The following is a 445-nucleotide window of genomic DNA, read 5'->3' on the forward strand; positions in this document are numbered from 1 at the left end:
GATGATGCCGAGATAGATCATCGCCGTCACCAGGCCGGCGGCATGGAGAAGCGGCAGCGCGCGCGGTTGATAGAGTGCCACCGCCAGCATAGCGGCAAGGAGCGCGGCGCCCGCCAGGGCATCGCCGGCAACTATGAAGGCCGGGTCGACCGAAAGCCCGAGCGCCGAAAGCCCGACGAAAATAGCGGGCGCGATCGACGGCCAGTCGAAACCGCCGGAGGATTCGGCTTCGGCACCGCGGGCGCCCAGCCAGACGAACGCGAGCACCGCCAGCGTCGCGGCATTGATGAACAGGATGGCCGACAGGTTCGCAGCGGGCGTGTTGGCCATGTAGAGGATGGTCCAGAGGCCGGTGCCGACGAAGGCCGCCGCGGCGAGCGCCTTCCAGTCGCGCAGGCGGGCAATCGCCGCGGTGGCGGCAAGCACGATCGCCAGATAGACGAAC

The 445-nt window shown here is 68.5% G+C and carries 1 pseudogene; it reads right to left on the reverse strand.

Going from position 1 to position 445, the window contains the following annotated elements:
• Positions 1 to 445: pseudogene (locus tag EN745_RS35690) on the reverse strand (DUF2339 domain-containing protein); the annotation flags it as partial.

The sequence above is a fragment of the Mesorhizobium sp. M4A.F.Ca.ET.022.05.2.1 genome, from assembly GCF_003998845.1.
GTDB lineage: Bacteria > Pseudomonadota > Alphaproteobacteria > Rhizobiales > Rhizobiaceae > Mesorhizobium.